This window comes from Streptomyces sp. NPDC002156 (genome assembly GCF_053593675.1).
This window is the reverse complement of the sequence record NZ_JBSFDA010000191.1, coordinates 1-19,067: the sequence shown is the minus strand read 5'-3', so window position 1 is coordinate 19,067 and position 19,067 is coordinate 1. Positions and strand designations below refer to the sequence as shown.

The 19,067-nt window shown below is 69.7% G+C and carries 15 protein-coding genes; 8 read left to right on the top strand and 7 right to left on the bottom strand.

All coding sequences use genetic code 11. The features are described 5' to 3' along the window. Window positions 1-304 precede the first annotated feature (304 nt). The gene (locus ACWCRB_RS42725; RefSeq protein WP_451001229.1) at window positions 305-1,552 is read right to left on the bottom strand and encodes an IS110 family transposase; all 1,248 of its coding nucleotides are present in this window, start codon (window positions 1,550-1,552) and stop codon (window positions 305-307) included. A 451-nt stretch (window positions 1,553-2,003) separates the two neighbouring features. After that, window positions 2,004-4,682 (bottom strand): NB-ARC domain-containing protein, encoded by a 2,679-nt coding sequence (locus ACWCRB_RS42720; protein WP_451001228.1) that lies wholly within the window; start codon window positions 4,680-4,682, stop codon window positions 2,004-2,006. A 222-nt stretch (window positions 4,683-4,904) separates the two neighbouring features. On the opposite strand from ACWCRB_RS42720, the gene ACWCRB_RS42715 reads away from it, so the two are divergent. Then, complete coding sequence (locus ACWCRB_RS42715; RefSeq protein WP_451001227.1) at window positions 4,905-5,438, top strand: TerD family protein; 534 nt, start codon at window positions 4,905-4,907, stop codon at window positions 5,436-5,438. A gap of 208 nt (window positions 5,439-5,646) precedes the next feature. Here the strand turns inward: ACWCRB_RS42715 and ACWCRB_RS42710 are convergent, their stop codons facing one another. Beyond that, a complete protein-coding gene (locus ACWCRB_RS42710; RefSeq protein ID WP_451001226.1) occupies window positions 5,647-5,856 on the bottom strand; it encodes a dihydrofolate reductase family protein in 210 nt (69 codons plus the stop codon). A gap of 366 nt (window positions 5,857-6,222) precedes the next feature. Between ACWCRB_RS42710 and ACWCRB_RS42705 the strand changes: the two genes are divergently transcribed. Then, window positions 6,223-7,224: an NAD-dependent epimerase/dehydratase family protein gene (locus ACWCRB_RS42705; protein WP_451001225.1), complete on the top strand. Its 1,002-nt coding sequence runs from the start codon at window positions 6,223-6,225 to the stop codon at window positions 7,222-7,224. 28 nt (window positions 7,225-7,252) lie between these two features. On the opposite strand, the gene ACWCRB_RS42700 is transcribed toward ACWCRB_RS42705, so the two are convergent. Further along, the gene (locus tag ACWCRB_RS42700; protein WP_451001224.1) at window positions 7,253-8,365 is read right to left on the bottom strand and encodes a sensor histidine kinase; all 1,113 of its coding nucleotides are present in this window, start codon (window positions 8,363-8,365) and stop codon (window positions 7,253-7,255) included. 2 nt (window positions 8,366-8,367) lie between these two features. After that, window positions 8,368-9,132, bottom strand: a complete 765-nt coding sequence (locus tag ACWCRB_RS42695) for a response regulator transcription factor (RefSeq protein ID WP_451001223.1) — start codon at window positions 9,130-9,132, stop codon at window positions 8,368-8,370. Window positions 9,133-9,258: 126 nt separating this feature from the next. On the opposite strand from ACWCRB_RS42695, the gene ACWCRB_RS42690 reads away from it, so the two are divergent. From ACWCRB_RS42690 to ACWCRB_RS42680, 3 genes are read left to right on the top strand one after another with little or no spacing between them, the layout of a single operon-like run. Beyond that, a complete protein-coding gene (locus ACWCRB_RS42690; RefSeq protein ID WP_451001222.1) occupies window positions 9,259-9,987 on the top strand; it encodes a glycosyltransferase family 2 protein in 729 nt (242 codons plus the stop codon). Beyond that, window positions 9,984-10,601 carry a TIGR04282 family arsenosugar biosynthesis glycosyltransferase gene (locus ACWCRB_RS42685; RefSeq protein WP_451001221.1) on the top strand — a complete coding sequence of 206 codons (618 nt, stop codon included), beginning with the start codon at window positions 9,984-9,986 and terminating at the stop codon, window positions 10,599-10,601. The genes ACWCRB_RS42690 and ACWCRB_RS42685 overlap by 4 nt, the downstream gene beginning before the upstream one ends. Then, window positions 10,598-11,377: a class I SAM-dependent methyltransferase gene (locus tag ACWCRB_RS42680; RefSeq protein ID WP_451001220.1), complete on the top strand. Its 780-nt coding sequence runs from the start codon at window positions 10,598-10,600 to the stop codon at window positions 11,375-11,377. The genes ACWCRB_RS42685 and ACWCRB_RS42680 overlap by 4 nt, the downstream gene beginning before the upstream one ends. A gap of 316 nt (window positions 11,378-11,693) precedes the next feature. Here the strand turns inward: ACWCRB_RS42680 and ACWCRB_RS42675 are convergent, their stop codons facing one another. Then, the gene (locus tag ACWCRB_RS42675; RefSeq protein ID WP_451001219.1) at window positions 11,694-12,959 is read right to left on the bottom strand and encodes a molybdopterin-dependent oxidoreductase; all 1,266 of its coding nucleotides are present in this window, start codon (window positions 12,957-12,959) and stop codon (window positions 11,694-11,696) included. Between the two features lie 150 nt (window positions 12,960-13,109). On the opposite strand from ACWCRB_RS42675, the gene ACWCRB_RS42670 reads away from it, so the two are divergent. After that, window positions 13,110-14,522, top strand: coding sequence for a hypothetical protein (locus ACWCRB_RS42670; protein ID WP_451001231.1), 1,413 nt, complete (start codon window positions 13,110-13,112; stop codon window positions 14,520-14,522). Window positions 14,523-14,568: 46 nt separating this feature from the next. On the opposite strand, the gene ACWCRB_RS42665 is transcribed toward ACWCRB_RS42670, so the two are convergent. Further along, on the bottom strand, window positions 14,569-15,216 hold the full coding sequence (locus ACWCRB_RS42665; protein WP_451001218.1) for a hypothetical protein: 648 nt from the start codon (window positions 15,214-15,216) through the stop codon (window positions 14,569-14,571). Between the two features lie 254 nt (window positions 15,217-15,470). Between ACWCRB_RS42665 and ACWCRB_RS42660 the strand changes: the two genes are divergently transcribed. Both ACWCRB_RS42660 and ACWCRB_RS42655 read left to right on the top strand, forming a co-directional pair. Then, a complete protein-coding gene (locus tag ACWCRB_RS42660) occupies window positions 15,471-16,721 on the top strand; it encodes a lactonase family protein (protein WP_451001230.1) in 1,251 nt (416 codons plus the stop codon). A 1,022-nt stretch (window positions 16,722-17,743) separates the two neighbouring features. Further along, window positions 17,744-18,952, top strand: a complete 1,209-nt coding sequence (locus ACWCRB_RS42655; RefSeq protein ID WP_451001217.1) for an outer membrane protein assembly factor BamB family protein — start codon at window positions 17,744-17,746, stop codon at window positions 18,950-18,952. Window positions 18,953-19,067 lie beyond the last annotated feature (115 nt).

Sequence of the window (19,067 nt, the reverse complement as noted above, 5' to 3'; positions counted from 1 at the left end):
GCCGAGGCTTCTTCTTCCCCATGCTCTCCATGATGGACATCCTCCCGGGGCAGAGCCCCCTGATCTCGGATGTCCGTCAAAGCGCATCAAGCCCAGTCCGAGGGATACCGGCGTTCCCGGTCCGGATGGTCGGCCGCGTTGCCGTACACGTACGCGAGGCAATCGCACGACACGACGGACGAGTTGAACTCGGTGGGCGCTGGCGCGTACAACAACGACAACAGGGCCTCCCGGCATCGCTCGGTCAGATTCGCATCCCCGAGCTCTCTTGAAAATCACCTGCAGTGATACGCGTTGGCGCGGTTCACGCGGTCTGTTCGCGTGAGGCGATGGTGACGTCCATGCCGAGGGCCGCGAGTTGGGCGATCAGGCGTCGGGTCTGACGTTCCTTGCCGAGGCGGTTAGTGAAGTAATCAGGGCCGAGATCGCGGTAGGGCACAAGGTCGTGGAGGATGTGCCAGGCGGCGACGAGGATGGAGTGTCCGACGGCGAGGGTCGCGCGCTTGGCGCCTCGGTGCGGGACCAGCCGCCGAAATTGCGCGCCCAGGTAGGTCGTCTTGCTGTGGGCGGCGCTGGCGCCGACTATGAACAGGGCGGTCTTGAGCCAGGTGTCGCCGTGGCGGGTGCGTCCGGACAGCCGTTTGCCGGCTGATTCCTTGTTGCCTGGACACACGCCGGCCCAGGAGGCGAGGTGTCCGGCGGTGGCGAACCGGCTCATGTTGACGCCGATCTCGGCGATCAGGACCTGGGCCAGAGTCAGGCTGATCCCGGGAATGGTGATCAGCAGGTCGACCTGCTTCCGCAGGGGCTGCAGCTGGCGGTTGATCTCTTCGCTCAGGCGGGAGATCCGGTTGTCGGCCTCGTCGATGGCCCGCAGCATCGAAGCGACCATGAACGCGTGGTGCCCGTTGAAGTCACCGGTCAGGGCGCGGGTGAGCAAGGGGACCTTGCCCTGCAGACTGCCCAGGGCGAGGGATGCCAGCACCTGCGGGTCCCGTTCGCCCGCCACCAAGCCTTCCAGCATGGCCCGCGCCGAGCGGCCGGTGATGTCGGTGACGACCGAGGACAGCTTGATCCCGGTGTCCTCCAGGAACATCGCAAGACGGTTCACCTCGCGGGCCCGGTCCCGGACGGTCTCGGTGCGATACCGGGTCAGGTCCCGCAGCTGCCGGATGTCACGCGGGGGAACGAAGGAGGGGCGGACCAGGCCGTGTTCGACCAGCTTGCAGATCCACTGGCAGTCCTTCACGTCGGTCTTGCGGCCGGGAACGGTCTTGATGTGCCGGGCGTTGAGCAGCCACGGTTCGATCCCCTCAGCGGCCTCGAGCAGGTAGAACAGGGGCTTCCAGTACGACGCCGTCGCCTCCATGCCGATCCGGGCGATCCTGTTCTCCACCAGCCAGTCCCGCAACTCCAGCAGGCCGTCGTTCATCGTGGAGAACGTACGGACCTCATAACGGGCGCGCTTGCCGGTGCCCGGCACACGGATGCACACCTTGACATCTGTCTTGCTCAAGTCGGCGCCCCCGCACCGCTCCTCGATCACATCCATGTCCCGCCTCGCCCTTCCTGACATGCACCAGTAGCGGTGCCCGCCCATCAGGGGCCACAGGATTCAAAGAAGCTCTCTTGCGTGCTCGCGGCAACACCACTGGACTCCTGCGCTCGGCCCCAGCGTCCGACTACCAAACGGGCTCAATGTTCGGCACCAAGCTCGATCGACGTCCTCCGGACGGGCACCAGCCCCGATTTTCCCGGCCACGGGGCGGGACCGACAGGGCCCGGGATGACTACCGAGAGGCCCTGCCCTCATGCGCGTACAACGGGAAGATCACCCGACCAGGAACCCTGTTCGATCTGCACGTTCCAAGATCGGTTGAGATACGGCTTCTCAGGTCGGGACCGCGCCAAGCTGCCCCGGACAGGTCTCCGGATACGGGAGCGGTCTTGCCGGCTACGTGTGAGCTGGCTTCCTCAAGGCCTCGCGGATCTGTGTATTCAACTCACTGATGCCGGCGGAAGCGCCGGGCACGGGGCACGAGGCGTGTGAGGCTCTTGGCGAGTTCGGGGTCGGCAAGGGTGGGAAAAGGTATGTCGGCGGCGTGGTGATGGGTGCGGGACTGCTGCAGTGTGCGGAGGACGTCTTGCTGCCGGCCGGCGGCGCCGTAGAGGCGGGCCAGGCGGAAGCTGGCCTGAGCGGCGCCGGTGTGGTCGCGGAAAGTGGCGAGGGTCTGTTCTGCCAGCGTGATGGCGTCGCTGAGGCGGTTTGCCTCGGCGAGCAGCAGAGCTTGGAGGGTCAATGCCCTGCTGTGGCCTCGTTGGTCGCCGCAGGCGTCGGTCTCCTGGAGCGCACGCCTGATCAGTTCTGCGGCGGTGTGGTCGCCTTCATAGAGGGTCATGTCTGCCAGCCCCAAAGTGACCCAGGTGTGCCCGCGGTGGTCCCGGACGGCGTGCAGGACCTGGGCAGCGTCCTCGTAGTGGGTGCGGGCCGCGGCCCATCGCGGATCCTGTACAGGACGACTCGTCGCGTGGTGTCCGGGCCAAGGGCCTCCAAACCAGCGGTGAGGGAGCGGGCAGCCGCCCGTCGTGCTCTCCTTCTCGGTATCGGCGCGGGTGCGCAGGATCCAGCCGATGCCACGGATTTCCTCGTTGGCGGCGAACAGGGCCTGGGCTTCGTCGAGTTGGGCGTGTGCTTGGGTGTATCGAGCGTGGTGCCGGCTGATCACCGCCCTTTCCCGCAGAGTCCAGGCCAGCCCGCGCTCCAGTGGCAGGGCCCGGAAGCGCAGCTCGGCCGCGGTGAGCGTTCGCTCGGCTTCCCGCAGTGCGCCTTGCTGGCGCTGCAGGATTCCCAGGTTGCCCAGGGCGTCGCTTTCGCCGTGTGCGTCGCCTGAGCTGCGGAAGAGAGCGACCGCTTCGCTGAAGCACTCTGCGGCCCCGTCCAGGTCATCACCGCCGTCGCGCAAGGCTTCGCCGAGATTGCGCAGCAGTGCGGCACGGGCCTGGCCATCCCCCAGACGGTCGGCCGCATCCAAAGCCAGCCCGTGGACCTGACGACTGATGTCCCAGCGCCATTGATGCTCAAGAGCGATACTCATCGCGTCGGTGATCTCCCAGCACAGCTCCCACCACCCGCGAGCGTGAGCGTGGGCGACAGCTGCCACCAGAACGGCACGCTCGGCTTCGAACCAGTGAACGGCCTCCCACACGTCGCCTGCCACGGCGTCCTCCGGCGGGGAACGACGGACTACCCCGTCACGGCGGCTGTGCCGGGCACCTGCCGGCCGTAGCCGCGCGTCGGCTGCGTCGGCCGCGCTGAGGAAGGCACCGAGCAGACGCCGCACGGCGCTGTCGGCCTCGTCCGCCGGCTGCTCGGCCGCCATCTCTTTGGAGAAGCCGCGCGTGAGATCATGCAGCACGATGCGCTGGCCGCCTGTCTCGCCGCGGCGAGCCTGCACGAGATGAGCCAGCAGAAGCTCCTCCAGGCACGCGTCAGCCGCATCGGCGTCTACGTCCAGTAATGGCGACAGCGTCCACGTCGGCAGGTCGGGTGCGTCCAGGGCCGACAACAGCCGGAACGCACGCCGCTGCAACGACGGGAGCGCCTCATAACCGGCGCGGAAGACCGCCCGTACGCTGCGCTCGCCCAGGCTCAGCACATCCAGCCGCCGGTGGTCGTCGGCCAGATCGCGGGCGAACGAGCCCAAGGTACGCGCGGGAAAGGTGGCCAGCCGCGCTCCCGCGATACGAAGGGCCAGCGGGAGACCGCTGCACAGACCGACCACATCGCGGCCTGCTTCAGGGTCCTCGTCCACCCGGTCCGGGCCGCTGATCCGTCTCAACAGATCCCAAGCGGCGCCCTCGTCCAACCCCGGCAAAGCGACGCGCTCATCCACGGGCAGCGTGGCAAGGACCTGGCGGCTGGTGATCAGGACAACGCACGAAGACCCACCCGGTATCAGCGCACTTACCTGCTGTTCACTGGCCGCGTTGTCCAGGATGATCAGGACACGCCGGTCGGCCAACTCCGTACGGAACTGCCGTGTCCGCCCGGCAACATCGTCGGGGATTCTCCCGCGCGGTGTTCCCAGAGCAGCTAGGAAGTCGCCCAGGACCTCGCCCACGGCAACAGGACGTTCCTCCGCCCCGTTCAGGTCGACGAAGAGCTGACCGTCGGGGAAAAACTGCATCAGCTGGTGAGAAGCCTGCACCACGACAGATGTCTTGCCGATCCCGCCCGGCCCGTGCACCAGACACACCCTGCACCCGCCAGGACGCTCAACAGCCTCCACCAGCCGCGCCACCTCCTGGCCGCGCCCAGTGAAATCCGCCAGTGCCGGCGGCAACTGACGCGGAATACCCGACGATTCCGAAAGAAGAGCCAGCGCCTGCGGCGACAACAGCATCCGCAATTCCTCAACGCCCGCAGGATCCTCACCCAGAGCCAGTACCAGCCGCCGTCTCAGCTGAACCTGTGCAGCAGAAGAACGGTCCGCCTCCTCGACCAGGGCCGCTCCCTCCTCACCAGGCAGCCGTCCGACGATCCACTGGTACAGCCGCCCCAGCCGGTCGGCCACCGACTGCTCCACACCCTCCACCGCGCGATCCGCCAGACCAACGCCCAGCCTCTTCACAGACACGATCGCCAAAGCGACAACTGCCGCCACGAGCTCCTCAACCGTCATCGACCGCCCCCATCCGGAGCTGCAACAACCGCGCCGTCCCACAACGCACTGCCGCCGCCCCGACGGCAGTCATGCCCAGAACGCCGCTGAACGGCACCCCCCTCCACCGATCCCGGTGCGGTTCACCTGCTGAGGAAAGCTTCAACAGGTTGACCGAGAGCCATACTTGCCCTTGCGGGGGACCGTCCCGTGGTGGCTCGGCATGGGAGAGGCAGCAATCCGGTGAGCAGTGACAGCCAGGGAGTAAGGAAAGCCGAGGTACGGCTCAAGTGGGATCCGAGTCCCTGGAATCAGCCGCCTCACCATCTCGACATCATCGCCACGACCTACTCGGCGAATGCCCCCTACGGGCGGCCTGTGTACGTCGTCCACTTCGACAGCCGCTCACCGGACGGCACCATCAACATGAGCCGGCACAGCCAGACCGGTCAGGGCTTCGGCTACGTCGAAGCGATGACCCTGGAGCTCGATCGCCTCGCTAACTCCTTCGCACGGGTGGTCGTAGGCGTGGCGATCCACCAGAACAGCGGCCCCAAGACATTCGGCGACCTGTCGAACGCCGGAGTGCTGGTGATCGACGGGTACAAGGAGCTTCTGAAGGACGACTTCGCGCACGTCTCCGGATCCACCGCGTTGACGGTCGCCGAGTTCACCCGGGACGCTTCCGGAGCCTGGGAGTTTCACGAGATGCTCCGCGGGTTCGACAGCGACCCCGTGGTCTTCACCGCGGAGATGGGCTGCGCCCCACAGCCCTGACTGGGGAAAGCGCAGATATGCACGGCGACCGCCGTCGCCCCCGAAGTCGTCCCGACTGGTCGTGGGCGCGCAATATGTCCTCGGTCTTCTGTCGCCCGCTCGTATGTGGCCGGCAGGGCGAACCACCTTCGATTGGAAGGGCTCGTGTTTCGCCCGGTCGAATGCTGCGGGATCGGCGGGCGCCCCTACAGGGTAATGAAGCGGGCGGTCATCGGGCGGCCTTGCGGTGGCGGGTGAGGACGGCGGCGCCGACCTGTTCCGCCGACAGGCACTCCAACTCCAAGTGAGGGCCGCTGGCGGAGAAGAGCCGGTCGCCCATGCCGAGGACGGTAGGGGAGGTCAGCAGCCGGTACCCGTCGATCAGGCCCTCGGCCCTGAGTGCGGCCCGGTCGGAACTTGTCTCCGGCAACGGCTTCACGGCCGTACCGGAACGCCCAGCCGCCCAGCGGCGTGTCCGCAGCGCCGTCGGGGTCGGACGCGATCAGCCCCGCGAGGCGGGCTCCCGTGCAATCGGCGCCCGTTCCCACCCGAGCGGGCGCGGCTGGATCCTCGTCGCCAGGACCGCTCTCGCGGGGGATGACGTCCTCGGCGCGTGGATCGACGAGGGCCGCGCTACTCGGCGATTCTGCCGCCCGGGTAGCGGCAGGTGCCACGCCGACGTCCCGGCGGCTCGGGCACCCCTGCCAGGAGCGTCCGTGCGGACGGCAGCGCGTTGTCTTACGGAGTCGTGACGTGGCGGGCGCGGCCCGGGATCACGACGGGTGATCCGCCCTACCGTGGCCGCATGCGTGTACTGGTCACCGGCGGTGCCGGGTTCATCGGGTCCCATGTCGTCGAGGCCCTTCAGGCGCGCGGGCACGAGCCTGTCGTGTTCGACGTGTGTGACGACCCGGACGCGGACGTGCGGAATCAAGAGGCTGTGGCCCGTGCCCTGTCCGGTATGGACGCCGTGTGCCATCAGGCGGCCATGGTCGGACTGGGCACCGGGTTCGCCGACGCGGCGGAGTACGTCTCCCGCAACGACCTCGGCACCGCCGTACTGCTCACGGCCATGGCAGAGAAGGGCGTGCGGCGGTTGGTGCTGGCCGGGTCGATGGTGGTCTACGGGGAAGGGCGCTACACGTGCGCGCGGCACGGGGTGGTGCGGCCGGGGCCCCGGGCCGTCACCGACCTGACGGCCGGGCGTTTCGAGCCCCGGTGTCCGGTGTGCGCGGAAGAGTTGTCGCCGGGGCTGGTCTCCGAGGACGTGCCGGTGGACCCTCGTAACGTGTACGCCACCACCAAGCTCGCCCAGGAGCATCTGGCCGCCGCGTGGGCGCGGTCGACGGGCGGCTCGGCGGTCTCGTTGCGCTACCACAACGTGTACGGGCCGCGGATGCCGCGGGACACCCCCTACGCCGGGGTCGCCTCCTTCTTCCGGTCGGCGCTCGGCCGGGGTGAGGCCCCGCGTGTGTACGAGGACGGCAGGCAGCGGCGGGACTTCGTGCACGTACGGGATGTCGCGGCGGCCAACGCGACGGCGCTGGAGGCGGATGCGGCCTCCGGCGCGCTCACCACGTACAACACGGGCAGCGGTGAGCCGCACACCGTCGGGGAGATGGCGCGGGCGTTGGCCGCCGCGTATGGCGGGCCCGAGCCGGTCGTGACCGGCGAGTACCGGCTGGGGGACGTGCGGCACATCACGGCGGACTCGTCCCGGCTGCGGGTGGAGCTGGGGTGGAGGCCGGAGGTCGGCTTCGTGCAGGGCATGCGGGAGTTCGCGCGGGCCGGGATGAGTGGCGCGTAGCGCCCTTGGACCGGTGGTGCTGCCCGTTTCAGGAAGCGGCAGCGGGCAGCACCACCTCGAAGCGGCAGCCGCCGGGGATGTTGCGGACCGTGGCGCGGCCCTGATGGGCCTCCACGATGCCGCGCACGATGGCGAGACCGAGCCCGGCGCCCGCCGGAGGCGTGCGGGCGTGGGTGCCGCGCCAGCCGGTGTCGAACACACGGGACAGGTCCTCCTCGGGGATGCCGCCGCAACTGTCCGAGACGGACAGCATCACGCCGTCCGGCGAACGTTCGGCGGCCACCATGACCGTGCCGTCCATGGGGGTGCGCCGGATCGCGTTGACCAGTAGGTTTCCCAGGACGCGGCTCATCTCCTTGCCGTCCACCTCCACCGGCAGCGGCTCGACGCGGTCCCCGACGAGTCGCACCCCGTGCTCGTGGGCCAGTGGATACACCCCGGCGAGGGCATCTCCGACCAGGTCGTAGACGGACATCCGGCAGAGCGACAGGGCCAGACTGCCGGCGTGGATGCGGGAGAGTTCGAAGAGGTCGCCGACCATGTCGTTGAGGCGTTCGACCTCGGTGCGGATCTGGCGCAGGTAGCGTCCGGGGTCGGTGGCGACGCCGTCCTCCAGCGCCTCGGACATCGCGCGCAGTCCCGCGAGCGGGGTGCGCAGGTCGTGCGAGATCCAGGCGACGAGTTCCCGGCGGGAGGACTCGAGGGCGCGTTCGCGCTCGCGGGAATCGGCCAGCTTCGCGCTGGTGGCCTCCAGTTCGCGGCTGAGCGCGGCGAGTTCGGCGGTGACCGGACCGTGGGGTGCGGTGAAGTCGCCGCCGTCGCCGAAGGAGCGGGCGGCGAGGGTGAGTTCGCGGCTGCGGGCGACCACCCAGCGGCCCAGCACCAGCGCGGTGGCCAGGGAGACGACGGCCGCCATCGCGACCACCGTCGTCACCACCGAAAGGTCGTGCGCGGACAGGAACATCGCCTGCGCCACGGCCAGCGTGCCCGCGAGCATCGCGGTCACGGCGACCGAGGCCACGACGGTGAGAGAGGTGGTCAGGGAGCGGCGGCGCAGCAGCCACAGGGTTCCCGCGCCGAGCAGCCCGGCCGCACCGGCGCCGAGGAGGGCGTACAGGGCGATGAGGAGGGTGTCACCCATGATCACTCCTCGCCCTGGCCGGAAGAGCCGAGACGGCCTTCGGGATCGAAGCGGTAACCGACGCCCCACACCGTCTGGACCAGCCGGGGCCGGGCGGGATCGTCCTCGACCTTGTTGCGCAGCCGGCGGACGTGGACAGTGACGGTCGAGAGGTCGCCGAAGTCCCAGCCCCACACCTCCCGCATCAGGTCCTCACGGCTGTACGCCCGTCCCGGATGGCGGAGGAAGAACGCCAGGAGGTCGAACTCCCGGAGGGTGAGGGCGAGTTCGGCGCCGTTCTTGGCAGCGCGGCGCGCGGCCGGGTCGACGGTGAGCCCGGCCGCACCGAAAGACCGCGTGCCCGCGAGGGGTGTCGTGCGGCGCAGTACGGACTCCACTCGCAGCACCAGCTCGCGAGGGCTGAACGGCTTGGTGACGTAGTCGTCCGCGCCCACCTCCAGGCCCATGATGCGGTCGTCCTCGTCACCGCGGGCGGTGAGCATGATGACCGGGACGGGGCCGCGTGCACGCATCCGGCGGCACACCTCCAGGCCGTCCATGCCGGGCAGCATCAGGTCGAGAACCACCAGGTCGGGCCAGTGGGCGGCGGCGCCGGCCAGGGCGCTCGGCCCGTCCCCGGCCCGGTCCACGAGGTACCCGGCGCGATCGAGGTAGCCCGAGACGACCTCCGCGACCGTGGGGTCGTCGTCGACCACGAGGACGCGGGCACCCACGGTCCTTCGGCCGGCGGGGGTATCCGCCGGTGACGCGTACGGCTGCTGTTCCATACGGCCAGCCTCGCACCACGTGCTCTCGCGCGGCGCCCTCCAGCCGTCCGCAGGCACCGACGTCCGCGTTTCGTAAGGAGCCGAAGCCCGATATGCGCCGTTCACGTTCGTAGGGTGAAAGTCGTGATGACCTCTTCCGCACCCGAGGACGTCGATGTCGTCCTCCCCTGTCTGAACGAGGCCGAGGCCCTGCCGTGGGTACTCGACCGCATCCCTCCCGGCTGGCGCGCCGTCGTCGTGGACAACGGCTCCACCGACGGCTCGGCCGGCATCGCCCGAGAGCGCGGCGCGACCGTCGTGCACGAAGCCCGGCGCGGCTTCGGCGCCGCCTGCCATGCGGGGCTGACTGCCGCGACGGCCGAGATCGTGTGCTTCTGCGACTGCGACGCCACGCTGGATCCGGCCCTGCTCGTACCCTTCGTACGCGAAGTGCTGGGCGGGGAGGCTGAATTGGTGCTCGGGCGGCGCCGGCCGCAGGGCCGGGGTGCCTGGCCCGTCCATGCCCGGGCCGGCAATCTCGCGCTCTCCCTGATGCTGCGCCGACGCACCGGGCTGCGCCTGCACGACCTCGGTCCCCTGCGCGCCGCCCGCCGCGAGGCACTGCTGGGCCTGGACCTGACCGACCGGCGCAGCGGCTACCCCCTGCAGATGGTCGTGCGCGCCGCCGACGCGGGCTGGCACGTCACCGAGCACGACGTCCCGTACCTGCCGCGCTCCGGTGCCTCGAAGGTGACCGGAACATGGCGCGGCACCTGGCAGGCCGTACGGGACATGAGCCGCGTTCTGGCCGAAGCACCCGTCGTACCCGAGGCGACCACCGCGCAGTCCCAGGCTCGGAGGGGGATCCGCCGATGACCACCCTGCTCGTCATCGCCAAGGAACCCCGGCCGGGACGGGTGAAGACCCGGCTCACTCCGCCGTTCACGCCCGAGGAGGCCGCGGCGCTCGCCGAGGCGGCCCTCACGGACACCCTGCGAACGGTGGCCGAGACACCCGCCCGGCGCCGGGTCCTGGTCCTCGAAGGGACGGCCGGGCCCTGGCTGCCGCCCGGCTTCGACGTCGTACCGCAGTGCGCGGGCGGCCTCGACGAGAGGCTGGCAGCGGCCTTCGCCGACTGCGACGGCCCTGCCCTGCTGATCGGGATGGACACACCGCAGGTCACCCCGGGTCTGCTCACCGGTGACTTCGACGGGTACGACGCCTGCTTCGGTCCGGCCGACGACGGCGGCTTCTGGGCGCTTGGACTGGCGGAACCGGACCCCGAGTTGCTGCGCGGCGTCCCGATGTCGACGCCGTCCACCGGCGCCGTCCAGCGCGACCGACTGGTCGCCGCGGGCCTGCGGGTGCGCGATCTGCCGCGGCTGCGGGACGTGGACACAGCGGCCGACGCCGAAGCGGTCGCCGCCATGGCGCCGCACGGCTGCTTCGCCGCGGAACTCGCCCGGCTGCGGACGGCCGGCCGCCGATGAGCACAGCGCGGGAGGTGGTGGCGCGGGACACCTCCGAGCACAGCTGGTCCGCCGACCCCTACGCGGACGCCCTCCGGGCCGGCCACGGACCACTCTTCCTGCGCCGCGCCGACGGCTGGCTGCTGCCGCTGGACGTGGAGCGGTGGTGTACGCGGGCCGACGCCGTGGACCGGCAGGTCCTGGACCGGTGTGAGGGTGCCGTCCTCGACGTCGGGTGCGGGCCGGGAAGACTGGTCACGGAACTTGCCGCCCGGGGCCGGACCGTGCTCGGCATCGACGTCAGCGAGGCCGCGGTCGCCCACACCGTGGGCCTCGGCGGGCCTGCCCTGTCGCGCTCGGTCTTCGAGCCCCTGCCGGGCGAGGGCCGCTGGAACACCGCCCTGCTCCTGGACGACAACCTCGGCATCGGCGGCGACCCACGCGCCCTGCTCCACAGACTGGCCCAACTACTGCTGTCTGGCGGCCTGTTGATCGCCGAGACGGTCCCGGTGGACGTGGACGAACGCGCAGATGTCCACATCGTGCGCGGCACCGACGCACGGGGCGCCACCGGCGCCGCGTTCCCCTGGGCCCGGCTCGGCACCCAGGCGCTGCTGCGGTACGCCCGCCCTCTGGGCTGGCGAGCGGTCGATCAGTGGTCGGCCGGTGGCCGCTGCTTCGTCTCCCTCCGCAGCCGCAGCACCAGCAGCAGGGCGGAACCACCGAACAGTACGGCGGTGATCAGCAGCCAGCGGGTGAGGAAGCCGTCCGCGGACAGGGCGGTGGCCGACTCGTAGCTGTCCGCGACCCGACCGCTGATGAGCGGGAACCACACCAGCAGCAGGAGCCCGGACAGGGCCGCCGGCACCCGGACGTACAGGGTCTGCTCCCGGCGGCCGACGGCACCGAGTACACCGGTGACCGCCCGGTCCACGGCCGCGTACAGCGGCAGGAACACCAGGTCGTGCAGCACCGCCGCGCCCACGAACCACAGCGTCACCCCGAGCCGGTCCCCGGACAGCAGACGCACGCCCGCGTACCCCGCGAGCGCGAACGAGCAGGCCAGGAGCAGAACCTGTAGGGGACTTCCCAGCGAAGGGAACGCTCTGCGCATCACAGGTCTCCGAACGTCATCCGGGCCACCCACTTGGTGTTGAGCACACCGGGCGCCGCGGGCACGATGATCCGGGCCGGGTAGCCGTGGTCGGGGGTCAGCGGCTCACCGTTGACGTCCAGGGCCAGCAGCGAACGCGGGTCACGCACCTGGTTGGACCGCAGGGCGGCCTCGCGGAAGGCGCCACGTCGCTGGAGGGACTCCACCAGGACGTCGGGGGCCTCGTCCGCGTCGTAGCCGGCCAGCGCGGCGAGTTCCCGCAGCCGTACGCCCCGCCACCACTGGTCGCCGGTGGACCACCCCTCCACACAGGCAATGGGCAACGCCGAACTGTGCAGCGGCAGTTCGAGCAGTTCCGCGCGGCTCAGCCGGAGGGTCCCGGAGGGCCCGGTGACGACCAGCCGCCACGCGTCCTCGCTCGTCTCCCGCGCGCTGATCCCCCGGGACGCGGCCGTCTTGTTGATCTGGAAGCCGCCTGGGCCGCTGCCCGGATCGGCACCCCCGTGCGGCGCGAGGAGGGCGGTCCGCCTGAGCGGTCCGTCGAAGTTCTGTCCCGCCGTGGTCCCGAACAGCAGCAGCGAACCACCCCCGACCAGCCACAGCGCCCCGCGCCGGGACACGGTGGGCTCGGCCGGCCGCGGGGAGACCAGAGGAAAGCCCGTCTCCTCGTGAGAGCCTTTCCCCGCCCGCATTCGACGCACATTGCGTACGGCAGCGGGGGCCCGGAGCACCACGTGCACCACGAACGCGGCGAAGAACACCCAGGCGCCGTAGAAGTGCAGCGGATAGAAGGAGCCGGGGAAGACGTAGTCCAACTGGACGTTGAGCACACCCGTCACGAACTCGAACAGCACGCCGCCGACCAGAAGCAGCAGGGAGACCCGCTCCAGTGCGTGCGCGAGCGACCGGGCCGGCGGCAGCGCGAACAGCTTCGGCACCACCGACCACAGCTTGGCCAGCAGGACAGGCACGAGCGTGATTCCGAGCGTGACATGGACGCCCTGGTTGAGCCGGTACAGCCAGTACGGACGCGTCGGCCAGGCGAAGAGGTAGAAGCCGAGAAGGCCCTTGTCCGGGGTCTTGTCGTTCACCCGCGCGAGGTCCGGATTGTAGGCGGCGTACGACAGCAGTCCCGTCACGAACAGCACGGTGATCCCGCCGAGCAGCACGACACCGAGGACGGAGGTGAACCAGGGTCCGCGCACCGGACTGCGCCAGAAACCGGGGGATGTGGGCGAGGTGGGTGGGGCGGGCAACCGTGACATGCGCCGACCGTAGGGCGATACAGCTGCGGGAAGGGGCCTTCGACACATGACGAAACGCTGACGTCCGCACGTGCGGCGGCCTCGACACGGTCCACGCGGCCTAGCGTTCCCCTCGTGACCCGTGATCTTCTCCGAGACCTGTACGCGACCATGGCCGCCACACTGCTCGTCGTGACGGCCGCGCTGGTCGGCACCGTGATCCAGCGGCAGCACGGCACCCTGCGCGTCGGCTGGCCTCCCCTCTACGCCAACTGGGGTCCTCACATCGGCCCCGGCACCCCGGCGGCCCTCGTCGTCGCGGTCGGCGTCGTGGCGTACGGCCCGCGAGTGGCCGCCCGGCTGCCGTGGCGCGCGCTGCTCGGCGCCGCCTGGGGCACGGCGATGGCCTGGACATGGTCACTGGCACTGATCGACGGCTGGCAACGCGGGATCGCGGTCCGGCTCACGACCAGGTACGAGTACCTGCAGGTCATCGACCGCTTCGAGAACATCCCCGCGACCCTGCGGGACTTCACCCATCACATCCTGCTGCACTCCCCCGACCACTGGCCCCCGCATGTCGCGGGGCATCCTCCGGGGGCGACGGTCACGTTCGTCCTGCTCGACAGGATGGGACTCGGCGGTGGGGGCTGGGCCGGTGTCTTCTGCATCACCGTCGGCGCGTCGGCATGCGTGGCGGTACTGGTCGCCGTGCGGGCGCTCGCGGGCGAGGCCCTCGCGCGCCGGGCGGCACCGTTCCTGGTGATGGCGCCGGCCGCGGTGTGGATGGGGACGTCCGCGGACGGGTACTTCGCGGCGGTCGCCGCCTGGACCATCGCATTCCTCGCCCTCGCGGTCACCGGACACCGGCCCCGGCTCACCGGTTTCGCCTCCGGCCTCCTCTTCGGTCTCACCTGCTATCTCTCCTACGGCCTCACCCTCTTCGCCGTCATCGCGGGCGCCACCGTGCTGCTCGGCGGCCCGCGCCGAACCCGGCCCCTGCCCTACGCCCTCGCCGGAGTCACCGTCGTCCCGCTCGCGTTCACCCTCGCGGGCTTCAACTGGTGGGAGGCGTACCACCTCCTGGTCGAGCGCTACTACCAGGGCGCCGGCGGTATCCGGCCCTACGGCTACTGGGTGTGGGCCAACCTCGCCTGCACGGTCCTGGTCGTGGGCCTGGCGACAGTGGCCGGCCTGCGGCGCGCCGTCGCCGCGCTCCTTGGGGCTGCGGCACGGCTCAGGGCACGTTCCTCCCCCGCCGCTGTGCTGCCCGTCCGGACACCCGACCGCCACAGCGCTCCCCTACGTGTCGTCCCTGCCCTCCGCCGACGGCTCGTGCCCCGGTCGGACGGTATCGGCGCCTCCCCCGACCTCCGCCTCGCCCTGCTCATCGCCGCGACGTTCTCCGCTCTGCTCATCGCCGATCTGTCCGGGATGAGCAAGGCGGAGACCGAGCGCATCTGGCTGCCGTTCGCCATGTGGCTGCTCACCTCATGTGCGTTCCTGACCGGACCACGCATCTGGCTCGCCGCGCAGGCCGTGGTCGCCCTGCTTCTCAATCACCTGCTGCTGACCGGCTGGTGACCGGCTGTGCCGGGCCCGGCACGCTCCCGTCCGACAGATCACTTCATCATCCAGTCCCATGATCGCCCGCTTGGCGGCCGGGAAGCATGCCGGCTTCGCCGGTGGGGGCGCTCCTCCCGGTCCCCCAGGCGAGCAGCGCGAAGCCCAGGGCGAAGCCGAGCATCGTCCATACGCCGCGTGGCCAGAAGATGTGGCTGTCGACGAAGGACCAGCCTGCCGCGAGGAGCACCACCGTTCCGGGCAGGATTCGGGCGCCGTACTTCGGGAGCAGCGCGACCGCCGTGGCCGCGATGGCGCCGATGAGGGCGTAGGCGCCGGCCTGCCCGAGCGCCTCACCCGTGTCATAGAGCGGGCTCTTGACCGGCCCGAGGCTCGCTGTCTCGCCGGCGTGCTCGACCGCGGTCCCGGCCGCGATACCCGCGACCGCGTCGAGCCCGGTGTAGAAGGCCGCGTAGACGAAGGCACCCGCCCAGGCCACCACGGTGACGAAGCCCGTGAGGCCGGGTCGAGGCCGATGCCAGAGAGGGACCAGGAGGCCGACCGTGAGCAGCGGAAAGACCGGCAACAGCGCGATGTGCAACTGCGTCCAGTCCGAGGCCGTCGACCTGGACAGCCCGTGCGGATGCGCGAGGCCCGCCGCAGCCAGCACGAGGGGGGCGGTCGTGACGAGAGCAATACTTCGGATGGTCAACACGCCTGCGAGCGTAGGCGCGTGAGGGTCCCCCGATGCGGCCTCGTAAGGGTTCCGTAAGACCTTGGCCGTCCTCTGGCCGGACCGTTCGTCGCCTGCCGTACGCAGGAAGCCCTGTCGCTCTGTCACCAGGACTCTTACGAGAGTCTGACGCGATCCCCATTCCTCACCGGCGCATCGCTCCCACGGCCCACTGTGGTGCCGTCCACAACCGTGGACGGCACCGCGCAGACACAACAGAGGAACGGGACGTGACCATGCACAGCAGCCACCGGGACGACGACCGCACGAGCCGGACCGCCGGCACCCCCGGCGGTCACCGGGCGAAGTCCAGGACACGGCGCATCATGATCGGCGGCGGAGGCCTCGCCGCCGCGACGGCGGTCACCGTGGCCGTGACCGTGGCTTCGGCCAGTCAGTACTCCGAGAGCGCTGTCGGGGCCGACCACGCCGTCTTCGTCCAGGGCAACGAGCTGGACGGCAACACCATCCATGTGTTCGCGCGGGGCGACGACGGCAAGTTGAGTCCCTCGGGGACCTACCAGACCGGCGGCAAGGGCGGCGACCAGGTCGACGCACCCACCGACTCGCTCGCCTCCCAGGGCTCACTCGTCTACGACGACGCTTCGGGCATGCTGCTGGCCGTCAACGCGGGCAGCGGCACAGTGACTTCCCTCCGCGTCGAAGGGCAGCAGGTGACGGACAGGCGCGTCGTGGACTCCGGTGGAGAGTTCCCGGCGAGCATCGCGGTGCACGGCAGGATCGCGTACGTCATGAACGCGGGCGGCGGGGGCAGCGTCCAGGGCTTCAGGATCACCGGCAAGGGGCTCAAGCCGCTACAGGGGTCTCACCGTTCCCTGGGCCTGGACAACGAGGACATCCCTCTGTTCTCCAGCTCGCCCGGCGAGGTGGAGTTCACCCCGGACGGCCGCAACCTGGTCGTCACCACCAAGTCCAACAACACCGTCGAGGTCTTCCCGATGAAGCGGAACGGCCTCCCAGCCGTCGCCGAACCCATCGTCAACAAGTCGGCCGGCGGCGTCCCGTTCGCGATCAGCTTCGACGGGACCGGGAAGCGGATGCTGGTCGCCGAGGCCGAGAAGTCCACGGTCACCACGTACCAGGTGAAGCACGACGGCAAACTGAAGGTCCTTCAGCAGCCGCTGGCCAACGGCCAGGAGACCCTGTGCTGGCTGGAACGCGCGGGCAACTACTTCTACGGCGGCAACACCGGCAACTCCACCGTCACCGGGTACCGCATGGACAAGCGCGGCACGCTCTCCCTGACCAACGAGGTGGGCATCGCCACCCCACCCTCCGCCACATCGCAGGGCGTGATCGACCTCGCCGTGACGCAGGACGAGAAGTTCGTCTACGTCCAGAACGCCGTCTCCGGCACCGTCGACGGCTTCCGCGTCGAGGCCAATGGCGCCCTCACCAAGGTCACGACGACCGAGGGCCTGCCCGCCTTCGACGAGTCCGGCATGGAGGGCATCGCCGCCTTCTGACCGGACACGACCGTCACGGACAACCCTGTGACGGTCGTCCAGCATCCGCAGCCCGCAGCCTCTGTTGCGGATTTCCTTACGCATCGCTCACGCATCCGGGAAGCAGCTGTTGCTGATCACCACTCAGGTCACTCCGGTGCTGGTCCCGGGTGAGGCAGAGGAAAGAAACACACCAGGAGCGCCTCAATGGGAAGCCGCGAAGCGGCAGGCCACGACCGAATACGCAGATGCGTACCGTGTCCGCCGCCTAAGCCGAGGCATGGATCGCGTGGGCCGAGAGCCACGTGCCACACCTGAATCCGCTCAACGGTTCACCACTCCTACCGGAAATCCCCGAGCCTCGCACCGAGGACCTCCAGCCGTTCATGCACGGCTGAAGCCCCTACGGACCCACCTCTTGAGCACCCGCTCCGCCAGACTCCCGGTGTCTGCGACGGGTGATCAGCCGCCGTCGAGACGAGATACAGACGGCGAGAGCACGGCCCCGCGAGCCGTGCCCTCTTGCCTTCGCGTCTCACAAATATGTCACGGACTGGATCGACGCCACCGATCCTCTACCCTCTGACCTGGCCTTTCGTGGACCCGCATACTCTGGGACCAGACGCGGGCCAACCGAGCCGCATTGGCCACCTACTACACCATCACCGCAGTTCAGGGGCTCGCAAGCTCTGTACCACCAGCAGACGAAGAACTTGTTGGTGTCGTACTCGCCGAAGAGGCTGGGCTTCTTCTAGGCACACAAGAGGGCCACCCGCGTCCCAGGTCTGACCAGCAGTTCCGGGGAATTCCCGGGCCAGAGCCCGCCGATCGTCAGCGGGGTGCCGTCAGGATGACGAACGCCTTGTGCGGGGGCGTCCAACTCGACAAAGCGCCACGAGCCCTGATTCGGGTATGGAACGTGATCGTGGAGATCTCCAACTACTCGAAAATAGACAGCGGTTGGGACGCCCTTGAAGGACTATGAGACGTGAAAGCGGGCCACCGCATCCGGGGCTGGTCCGCCCGCGCGCATCGCCACCGCGATGCCGAAGGGGGATATTTCAGTGAACCTTCGAAGAACCATCGCCGTCCTGTTCGGTGTGGCGCTGTCGGTTCTCGGGCTCGTGACGCCGGTCGGCGCGCAACCGATGCAGACCGGAGTCTCGACCACCTACCAGATCAACGCTCGGCACGATGGCAGTCTCGTCGATACCGCTGTAGGCGCGCCGCCGCTCAGCCAGAAGTGGTCCCGCGACCTGGGCGGGAACGTCTCCTACCCCATCGTGGCCGGCGGCCGTGTCTTCGCCACCGCTGCCTCGCCGAATGGGTACGGCACCGTCCTCTACGCCATTGACGCGGCCACGGGCCAGAACGCCTGGGCGCCCGTGGACCTCGGTGGCACCTACTGGTGGTCCGCGCTCGCCTACGGGGGCGGTCGACTTTACGCCCAGAACTACGACGGCGTGCTGACAGCATTCAACCCGGCCAACGGGAAGGAGCTCTGGACCGTCACGCTGCCCGGGCAGTATTCCTTCACCTCGCCGCCCACTTTCGCCGGTGGCGTGGTGTACACGGGTGGCGCCGGCTCGGGCGGCACCTTGTACGCGGTGGACGCTGCCAGCGGTGCGATGCTCTGGACCCAGCCTGTCGCCAATGGGGACAACAGCTCGCCTGCCGTCACGGCCAACGGAGTTTACGTCTCATACGCCTGCGAGCAGACATACGCCTTCGCCCCCAAGTCGGGCAACCCGATCTGGCACCACGAGACGGACTGCTCCGGCGGCGGAGGCCGGACCCCTGTTCTCGCCGACGGCGGTGTCTGGGTTCGCGACGATGCCGGGATGATCCCCTCAGTCCTCAACGCCGCCGACGGGAAGGTCCGCGGCACTTACGAGGCCACGGGCTGGTCGCCGGCACCGGCTTTCGACGGCCGCCAGGGCTACTTCGTCGATGACGGTGTCCTTCAGGAGCGGCACAGCCGCACTCTGGCCACTCGCTGGAAGTTCGAGGGCGACGGCCAGATCAGCACGGCGCCGATCGTCGTCAACGGCTACGTCTACGTCGGCTCGCAAAGCGGTCGGTTGTGGGCGCTCAACGGCGCCACTGGTCAGTCTGTCTGGTCCACTGACGTCGGCGCTTCGATCAACGAGCCCGACGAGCACAACGTGTCCGAGCCGCTGACCGGTCTCGGTGCGGGCGGCGGGCTCGTGGTGGTTCCCGCCACCAACCTGCTGGTCGCGTACGGGCAGTGAGTAGCGGGGGTGGGGGGCGGGGGGCGCGGCCCCCCCCCCGGGCCCCCCCCCCCCAGAACACCACAAAGGCAAGGCGGGGGTGGGGGGGTGGGTGGTTGTTGGGGTATGGTATATA

Excerpts from the sequence above, each read along its gene's own strand:
- ACWCRB_RS42725 (WP_451001229.1), bottom strand. The coding sequence starts at position 1,552 with ATGGATGTGATCGAGGAGCGGTGCGGGGGCGCCGACTTGAGCAAGACA.
- ACWCRB_RS42720 (WP_451001228.1), bottom strand. The coding sequence starts at position 4,682 with ATGACGGTTGAGGAGCTCGTGGCGGCAGTTGTCGCTTTGGCGATCGTG.
- ACWCRB_RS42705 (WP_451001225.1), top strand. The coding sequence starts at position 6,223 with ATGCGTGTACTGGTCACCGGCGGTGCCGGGTTCATCGGGTCCCATGTC.
- ACWCRB_RS42700 (WP_451001224.1), bottom strand. The coding sequence starts at position 8,365 with ATGGGTGACACCCTCCTCATCGCCCTGTACGCCCTCCTCGGCGCCGGT.
- ACWCRB_RS42695 (WP_451001223.1), bottom strand. The coding sequence starts at position 9,132 with ATGGAACAGCAGCCGTACGCGTCACCGGCGGATACCCCCGCCGGCCGA.
- ACWCRB_RS42690 (WP_451001222.1), top strand. The coding sequence starts at position 9,259 with ATGACCTCTTCCGCACCCGAGGACGTCGATGTCGTCCTCCCCTGTCTG.
- ACWCRB_RS42685 (WP_451001221.1), top strand. The coding sequence starts at position 9,984 with ATGACCACCCTGCTCGTCATCGCCAAGGAACCCCGGCCGGGACGGGTG.
- ACWCRB_RS42680 (WP_451001220.1), top strand. The coding sequence starts at position 10,598 with ATGAGCACAGCGCGGGAGGTGGTGGCGCGGGACACCTCCGAGCACAGC.
- ACWCRB_RS42675 (WP_451001219.1), bottom strand. The coding sequence starts at position 12,959 with ATGTCACGGTTGCCCGCCCCACCCACCTCGCCCACATCCCCCGGTTTC.
- ACWCRB_RS42670 (WP_451001231.1), top strand. The coding sequence starts at position 13,110 with ATGGCCGCCACACTGCTCGTCGTGACGGCCGCGCTGGTCGGCACCGTG.
- ACWCRB_RS42660 (WP_451001230.1), top strand. The coding sequence starts at position 15,471 with ATGCACAGCAGCCACCGGGACGACGACCGCACGAGCCGGACCGCCGGC.
- ACWCRB_RS42655 (WP_451001217.1), top strand. The coding sequence starts at position 17,744 with ATGCCGAAGGGGGATATTTCAGTGAACCTTCGAAGAACCATCGCCGTC.